Here is a 7485-nt window from a genome sequence, read left to right as displayed (position 1 = left end):
CAGCCCGGAGCAGCCGGTGCGGCCGGAGCAGCAACGGGAGCCTCAGCAGCGGGGGCCGGAGCGGGAGCGGCCTGCTCCTGCTTGACCTCGTTGGCCTGGGGAGCCACAGCAGCGGCAGCAGCCACGGGCTGCTCGGCAGCGGGGGCCGGAGTACCGGAGAGGCCCAGCTTGGCCGAGCATGCGGGCCATGCGCCCCATCCCTGCTCTGCCTGAACGTTGGTTGCAACGCGAATCTGCTCAGCCTTGGAGGCGTTTGCAGCATTTCCGGTGCCGCCGAAAGCGGCCCAGGTGGACGGAGTGAACTGCAGACCGCCACTGAAGCCGTTGCCCGAGTTGATGTTCCAGTTGCCACCGGACTCGCACTCGGCGAGTGCGTCCCAAGGCGAAGCGGGAGCTGCGTTGGCCGGCATGGCCATTGCACCAACAGCTGCACCGCCGATCACGAAAGCAGCGGCACCACGGCGAATAACGTTCGAAGTCTTCATCATGCTCCGGTAGGCCACCTACGCTCGTTCCCATCCCTGGGTGTCTTCGCGCCGTCGTCTACCCGTGAAAAGTTGAGTTCAGGGGTAGTAACTACGGAATGCTGCCCTGTAGACGACGTACGGTGTTGCAGCAGCATCCAGCATGGCTTGAGGCGCAGATCATGTCCGCCTCAAGCGTTTCGGACTCCCGCGTAGGAGAGTCCTTTGGGGAAGTCGTTGATAACGATAGCGTAACAATTCTCGTTACGCCAAATCAATACCCAAAGTTCTGGCGCATCCCTTTAGGGGACACGGGCCGTGCACCCACGGGGCGCACAATGCCTGCCACGCTATGACATCCGCTCGCAAAGGGTCAACCTCCTGTGAGGTTAAGCACATGTAACGAGATGATTGAGATTTGATAACGGTGGCGCAGAACGACTATCAGGCGCGCGCGGCGGCACCAATGATGGTGGTGCTGCGGATCTGCTCGTAGTTGTCTGCATACTCGCGTTCATCCTGGTCAGGACCGCGAAGCGCGGTGGGTGCCGGCAGGTCCGGGCGCTGCACCTGGGCACCCGCTTCCTCCGCGATCAGCGCGCCAGCCGCCCAGTCATGTTCATGGAGTCCTCGCTCGGAATATCCGTCCAACGTTCCTTCAGCCACCATGCAGAGATCCAACGACGCCGCTCCCAACCTGCGCATGTCCGTGTAGTGGTCCATGGTGTCCAGGAAGTTCCCGAATTGTTCGCGACGGATCACCGGGTCGTAGGAGAAACCGGTTCCGTAGAGGGCACCTTGCGGCCCGGCAGGGGACCCGTGAGCCGCTTGTCCTTACCGTCTCGGCGAACCCACGCACCCATACCGCGCACCGCGTAGTAGATGCGCCCCAGGGCAGGGGCGTGCACCACACCCACGAGCCAATTGCCGTTCTCGTCACAGGCACCCACCGAGGTGGCGTAGTACACGATGTCCCTGATGAAGTTCGTGGTGCCGTCCAGCGGGTCCACCGACCAGCGCACCGGTGAACGGTTCTCCGGGACGTGTGTGCCGGATTCCTCACCCGTGATTGCGTCCCAGGGTCGTTCGGAGCGCAGCACGTCCACCACGGCCTTCTCCGCAGCGACGTCGAAAGCGGTGACCCAGTCCCCCGCGGAGGTCTTGTTGACGGCGTCGAACTCGGACTCGTCCCGCTTTTCCAAGACCGCAGCGCCGGCAGCCGCCGCGTGGAATGCCGTTTCCAGGAGTTCTTCGAGTTCGGAGGTGTCCGGGCCCAGGCCCTCGAGTACGCGATCCATATGTTCAGTTCTCCTGCGTTTCGGTCGGTGCTTCTGTCACTGAGTCGGCGGTGTCGGGTGCTTCCTCCGCAGAGTCCCCTGAGTCCTGGTCGCCGAACGCCGATGGCCCGTCCGCGAGCAGCCGGTCGAATCCGGCCTCGTCCAGTACGGGAACACCCAGCGACTCAGCCTTGTCCAACTTGGAGCCCGCGTTCTCTCCCGCGACCAGGAAGTCGGTTTTCTTGGACACGGAACCTGAGGCCTTACCGCCGCGCACCAGGATGGCTTCCTTGGCGGAGTCACGGCTGTAGTTCTCGAGCGAACCTGTGACCACCACGGTCACGCCCTCAAGGGTGCGCGGTGTGGACTCGTCGATCTCTTCCTCCATGCGGACGCCCGCAGCTGCCCATGTGTCGACCACATTGCGGCGCCAATCCTCGCTGAAGAACTCCGTGACCGCCTGCGCGATGACCGGGCCCACGCCGTCGGTCCCCGCCAGAGTTTCTTCATCCGCGTCACGAATGGCTTGCATGGAACCAAAAGCGGTCGCCAGCGAGCGCGCGGCGGTCGGCCCCACGTGGCGAATAGACAGTGCCACTAGCACGCGCCACAGTTCCTTGGACTTGGCCTTCTCGAGCTCCTCGAACATTTGCTCGGTGGTTTTAGACGGCACACTCGGCTTGGCTTTCGTGGCCTTGGTCCAGAAGTACGGGACTAGTTGAAGCGTGATCTTCTGGGTCTTCTCCCCCGTCTCCTTGTCCGTCACTGTTCGCTTGGTCTCGCGCCAAATCTGGACGTGCTCGAGATCTGCCGCGGTGAGATCGAACAACCGGGCTTCATTACGCAGCGGAGGTTCGGAGAACTCGGTGCCATCGGGCGCGTCCAGAGGCACGGGCTGGGTGAGAGCCTTGGCCGCTTCATCGCCGAGAGCCTCGATGTCGAACGCACCACGGCTGGCGGCGTGGGACACCCGCTCCATCAACTGTGCGGGGCAGCTTTCGGCGTTGGGGCAGCGAATGTCCACGTCGCCTTCCTTGGCCGGGCGCAGCTCGGTACCGCAGTTGGGACAGTGCGTGGGCATCACGAACTCGCGCTCGGAACCATCACGCAGAGCCACCACCGGACCCACGATTTCCGGAATCACGTCACCGGCCTTGCGAAGCACCACGGTGTCTCCGATCAGCACACCCTTGGCCTTGACCACGTCCTGGTTGTGCAGGGTGGCCATCTCGACCGTGGATCCGGCAACCTTGACGGGTTCCATCACGCCGTAGGGCGTCACACGACCGGTGCGGCCCACGTTCACGCGAATGTCCAGGAGTTTGGTGTTGACCTCTTCCGGCGGGTACTTATAGGCCACCGCCCAGCGGGGCACGCGGGAGGTGTAACCCAGCCGGAACTGCGTGCGGCGGTCATTGACCTTGATGACTATGCCGTCGATCTCGTGAAGCAGATCGTGCCGCTTGGCGCCGAATTCCTCGATGAACTTCAGCACCTGGTCGATGCTGTCCAGGACCTTGGTATAGGGGCTCACGGGCAGACCCCACGATTTCAGGACGTCGTAGGCCTCCGACTGCGATTCCAAATCGAAACCCTTGGCGGCGCCAATACCGTGCACGAACATCGACAGCGGACGGCGCGCGGTGATCTGAGGGTCCTTCTGTCTCAATGACCCTGCCGCGGCATTACGGGGGTTGGCGAACGGTGCCCGCCCTTCTTCAACGATCTGCTCATTGAGCTTGCGGAAATCCTTGGACGAGATGAATACCTCACCGCGGATCTCGACCTCTTCCGGAAGATTCTCGCCGGTGAGCTGCTGCGGGATGTCTTTGATAGTGGCCACGTTGTGGGTGATGTCTTCACCGGTGGTGCCGTCGCCGCGGGTGGCCGCGCGCACCAGGTCCCCGTTGCGGTAGAGCAGGTTCACGGCCAGCCCGTCGATCTTGACCTCGGACAGCCACTGGACCTTGGGTGCGCCGGAAAGGTTGGCAATCTGTGCCTCGGCGCGTGTGAGCCACGCCGTCAGTTCATCGGTCGAGAAGACATCCTCCAGGGAGTACATCTTCTCGAGGTGCTTGACCGGCGCGAACGCGGCGGAGACCTCGCCACCCACTTCTTGTGTGGGCGAGTCGTTGGCCACCAAATGCGGATTCAGGGCTTCGAACTCTTCGAGCTTGCGGTACAGCTCGTCATACTCGGCGTCCGAGATGGTGGGCTGGTCGTTCACGTAATAGGCGGTGCGGGCCTCTCGGACACGATCCGACAGTTCCGCGTACTCCTCACGCAGCGCCTCACTGGGCTCGTCCGGATTGAGATCCTGCCCGGACGCATCCGTGGCCTGCTGAGTTTTCGTCACCTTGTTCTCGCTCACCCCACCATTGTGTCCCACGGCTCGGACATGCCAACCTCGCAACCGTTTTCTTTTGCATAGACTTCAGAATTATGCGAGTTCTCATGGCCAATAACGACATGGAATATCAGGGCGGCACTCAACGCTGGATCGAACAAATGGCGAGGCAACTAGAGGTTCAGGGCCATTTGATTGACCTCTACGTTCACACCGGCGCAATCCCAAACGGCTGGAATCGATACGACCCCAACGCCGACTACGACCTGGCTCTCATCAATCACCACGGCCCATTCCGAGACTTACGTCGCGCTTCAATTCGGACTCGAATCGTCACCAGCCACGGAGTCATACCTGATGAAGAGCGGGTGTGCTTGGGTGCGGATGCATACGTCTCGGTGTCTGAATCGGTGCGGGCCAATTTACCCGTTAGTTCTACTGTGATCAGAAATCCTATTGACGGTGCAAAGTTCCAACCCAGAGGCCCGGTTGCAGCATCGTTGAAACGAGTGGCCTTCGTGAGCAATCGCCAAGGGCAAGCTCGGTCAACTATCGAGAAGGCATGTGACTTGGGGGGATTCGACCTGAAGGTAGTGGGCCGAGAAATGGCCGTTCGAGACCCCGAGGTCATCTACAACTGGGCAGACTTGGTGTTTGGGATCGCCAGAACGGCAATGGAAGCACTCGCGTGTGGGCGGAACGTGTTTGCCATGGATTACATGGGATCACACGGCATGGTCACAGCAAACAACTTCGATTCCATGAGGACGCACAATTTCGGGGGTCACGCAGTTGGAACTTGGCCAACCCCAGAGGAGTTGGTTGCCGAAATGTCTACCTACGATTCACACCGAAACCTACGCGATAGGATAATTCCCGCCCAATCACCAGAAACAGTAGCAAACGAGTATTTGGCTTTAGCAGAGCAGACAAAACCGTCTCTGGTAGGCAGAGTCATCCGCCGTGGCCCACTGGCTCTGAGCAGTCCTCGAGTCGCAGAGTCGCTACCTGTACTTTCCAAGTTCTCGACCTGATCGAGGACTGCCAACAGGCTAAGTACCCAGGAGAGCACACTCATGAACACTATTTGCTAGGTCCTGATCTGCATCGCTGTGGCCCCGCTCCCCCACAGGTGCAGCCCATCATGGTGAGCGCATTGGTCCTGGCAGAGCTATGTGCGCTCACGCTCGTCGGGACATTCTTGCTCCATCAGAGGCGAGCGCACTAGCCCTCAGTAATACTGACCAGCCGTTACAGCGGCTTGACCACCAGTTCCAGGTGGGGCTTGTTCCGCTTGGGGTTCCAAGCGATCACCCGCGAGCCGTTCCAGTGTTCGCGGCGTCCGTCGTCGTGCACGGAGACGGCCACGGTCGCGGGCAGCAGTACGGGTGCTGCAAACTCCACCGACCACGTGAACGGCACCTCGGAAGGCACCCCGGTGGTGGCGAGCGCACGGGAGGCGGTGTACATCCCGTGGGCGATCGCGCCTTCATGCCCAACGCCTTGGCGGACGGACCCGAGAGGTGAATGGGGTTGTAGTCCCCGCTCACCCCGGCGTATTCACGCCCGGTGTCCGCTTTGAGGGGCCACTGCGCGGTCTGCTGCGGAGCGTTGAACGGAACGGTCAACGCGGAGTCCTTGGACTCCTCGTCACTCGTCCGTGCACCGTCACCCGCGATGGCGCCGGATTCGCCCTTGGCCAGGTAGCCGGAACGCCCGGCCCAGACCACGGTTCCGTCGCCACGGGTCAGGGTGACGACGGCGTCCACGACCGTTCCAGCGCGATGCGACCGCAGGTTCTCGGTCCAGGCCGTCGCGGTGAGCTCTTCGCCCACGGCCACGTCCATGACGTGCTGCACGGTGTTGGTCAGGTGCACCATGCCCATGACCGGCAAGGGGAAATCCTGGCGGGTCAGCACGGACATGGCCACCGGGAAAGCCAACGAGTGCAGGGCCCCGGAGAACACCGCCGTCTCGGACGATCCCGGAGCCAGCGGCTTGGGAGTTGCGTGAACCACGCGGCAGAACTTCTCGTGCCACTCGGGCTCCACCGTGAGGCCTTCAACCACGTGAGCGACCTTGGGAACTTCCAAGGCGGCGCGCAAGCGATCTCCCCCGCGATTCAGCAGGGACGCGGGGAGCACCTTTCCCAGCGGGACTTGCGCAGCGCCGGCAAGGCGCGCGCGGCGGCGTCGCTCGCGAATCCACCGGCGGCGGTGGCACCGGCCGTGGCGTACAAGAGCCCGAGGTTCGGCTTGGCGGCCGGTTGGACTTGTTCGTAGTTCTCGGGGACGGTGGGCAGTTGTTCTGCTGAGCTGGTCATGGTCCTACGCTCCCACAAGGTTCTGGCCGCACACACGGAGTGTCTGGCCGTTGATTCCGCCGGCTGCGTCCGACAGCAGGAAGGTGATGGTCTGCGCGACGTCCTCCGGGAGGCCGCCCTGCTGAAGGGAGTTGAGGCGACGGGAGATCTGGCGGCGGGCCGCCGGAATCTTGGCCGTCATCTCGGACTCGATGAAGCCCGGTGCCACCGCGTTGATGGTGCCACCCTTCTCCGCGATCAGTGAGGCCGTGGCCGCCACGGCACCGGTGACCCCGGCCTTGGAGGCCGCGTAATTGGTCTGCCCGCGGTTACCCGCAACACCGCTCGTCGATGCCAAGCACACGATGCGCGGGTGCTCACCGAGCTTGTCGGAAGCCAGAACGGCCTCCGTGATGCGCAGCTGAGACTCGATGTTCACGGCGATCACGGAATCCCACTTGGCCTGGTCCATGTTGGCCAGCATCTTGTCGCGCGTAATTCCCGCGTTGTGCACCAGAAGGTCCAACTTGCCGAAGCGCTCGGACGCGAGGTTGAGGATCTTCTCCCCCGCCTTCGGGTCCGTCACGTCCAGCTGAAGGGCGGAGATGTGCAGCTCGTTGGCGAGCTTGGTGAGCGCCTCACCCGCGGCCGGAACGTCCACCACGATCACCTTGGCCCCGGCCTGCGCCAGGGTGCGGGCGATCTGGCGCCGATGCCACGGGCGGCTCCGGTCACGACCGCGACCTTGCCGGCCACCGGCTGATCCCAGTTCTCGTTGGACTCACCGCGCTCATCGGTCACCGTGAGGAACTGCCCGTCCACGAACGCGCTGCGCCCGGACAGGAAGAACCGCAGGCACCCACCACGGAGGGGGCGTCGGCGGCCACACCATCCGCAATCAGGATGCCGTTGGCCGTGGTTCCGCCGCGCATTTCCTGGGCGGCCGAGCGCAACATGCCCACCACACCCTGGCGCGCCGCAGCCACGGCGGGGTCCTGGGCAGTGCGTCCGCGGGGGTTCCCGACGCCGCTCCGGTTCCGATTCCTGCCGCCGGTCGCGACAACGTGATGACCCGTCCTCCGGAACGCAACTTGC

5 protein-coding genes and 2 pseudogenes are annotated in these 7485 nt (G+C 63.1%); 1 reads left to right on the top strand and 6 read right to left on the bottom strand.

Translation table 11 applies throughout. The features are described 5' to 3' along the window. The 3 genes and pseudogenes from YO9_RS0115030 to ligA all read right to left on the bottom strand — a co-directional run. A partial coding sequence (locus YO9_RS0115030) for a transglycosylase family protein (protein ID WP_031273441.1) occupies positions 1-488 on the bottom strand: 488 nt, incomplete at its 3' end. A 420-nt stretch (positions 489-908) separates the two neighbouring features. Beyond that, positions 909-1762 (bottom strand): annotated as a pseudogene (locus YO9_RS0115025) (inositol monophosphatase family protein). A gap of 4 nt (positions 1763-1766) precedes the next feature. Continuing rightward, positions 1767-4097 (bottom strand): NAD-dependent DNA ligase LigA, encoded by a 2331-nt coding sequence (gene ligA / locus YO9_RS0115020; protein WP_223286675.1) that lies wholly within the window; start codon positions 4095-4097, stop codon positions 1767-1769. Positions 4098-4195: 98 nt separating this feature from the next. Between ligA and YO9_RS19140 the strand changes: the two genes are divergently transcribed. Next, positions 4196-5122, top strand: coding sequence for a glycosyltransferase family protein (locus YO9_RS19140; RefSeq protein ID WP_223286673.1), 927 nt, complete (start codon positions 4196-4198; stop codon positions 5120-5122). Between the two features lie 276 nt (positions 5123-5398). On the opposite strand, the gene YO9_RS21100 is transcribed toward YO9_RS19140, so the two are convergent. The 3 genes and pseudogenes from YO9_RS21100 to YO9_RS0115005 all read right to left on the bottom strand — a co-directional run. Beyond that, positions 5399-6232 carry a hotdog family protein gene (locus tag YO9_RS21100; protein ID WP_317259855.1) on the bottom strand — a complete coding sequence of 278 codons (834 nt, stop codon included), beginning with the start codon at positions 6230-6232 and terminating at the stop codon, positions 5399-5401. Then, positions 6211-6411 (bottom strand): hypothetical protein, encoded by a 201-nt coding sequence (locus YO9_RS0115010; protein ID WP_016998220.1) that lies wholly within the window; start codon positions 6409-6411, stop codon positions 6211-6213. The genes YO9_RS21100 and YO9_RS0115010 overlap by 22 nt, the downstream gene beginning before the upstream one ends. A 4-nt stretch (positions 6412-6415) precedes the next feature. Continuing rightward, a pseudogene (locus YO9_RS0115005) lies at positions 6416-7485 on the bottom strand (3-oxoacyl-ACP reductase); the annotation flags it as partial.

Origin of the sequence: Kocuria atrinae C3-8 (genome assembly GCF_000286355.1) — a bacterium.
In the GTDB taxonomy this organism is placed as follows: domain Bacteria; phylum Actinomycetota; class Actinomycetes; order Actinomycetales; family Micrococcaceae; genus Kocuria; species Kocuria atrinae_A.
Note: the sequence above shows the minus strand (reverse complement) of the source record. Positions and strands in the feature narration are given on the sequence as shown.